General features: G+C 49.7%; 1 rRNA gene. It reads right to left on the bottom strand.

Annotated features, from left to right (window positions below):
* Positions 1-83: 83 nt before the first annotated feature.
* Positions 84-583, bottom strand: a 16S ribosomal RNA gene (locus BUB90_RS00015); the annotation flags it as partial.

Raw genomic sequence — 583 nt, 5'->3', positions numbered from 1 at the left:
CTGTTTTCGAGGTGCAGACTTGCAACCACTTAACTCAATTAAAAACTGAACAGTAAAACAACCCTTACTTCTTCTTTCCTTAGAAAGGAGGTGATCCAGCCGCACCTTCCGATACGGCTACCTTGTTACGACTTCACCCCAGTTATTGATCCTGCCTTCGGCAGCTCCCTCCTTACGGTTGGGTCACTGACTTCGGGCATTACCAACTCCCATGGTGTGACGGGCGGTGTGTACAAGACCCGGGAACGTATTCACCGCGACATTCTGATTCGCGATTACTAGCGATTCCAGCTTCATGTAGTCGAGTTGCAGACTACAATCCGAACTGAGATGACATTTTTGTGATTTGCTCACTCTCACGAGGCTGCTTCACTTTGTTATCACCATTGTAGCACGTGTGTAGCCCTAGTCATAAGGGGCATGATGATTTGACGTCATCCCCACCTTCCTCCAGGTTATCCCTGGCAGTCTCTCTAGAGTGCCCACCTTAAATGCTGGCTACTAAAGATAGGGGTTGCGCTCGTTGCGGGACTTAACCCAACATCTCACGACACGAGCTGACGACAACCATGCACCACCTGTC

Source organism: Anaerosporobacter mobilis DSM 15930, from assembly GCF_900142955.1.
GTDB lineage: Bacteria > Bacillota > Clostridia > Lachnospirales > Lachnospiraceae > Anaerosporobacter > Anaerosporobacter mobilis.
Note: the sequence above shows the minus strand (reverse complement) of the source record. Positions and strands in the feature narration are given on the sequence as shown.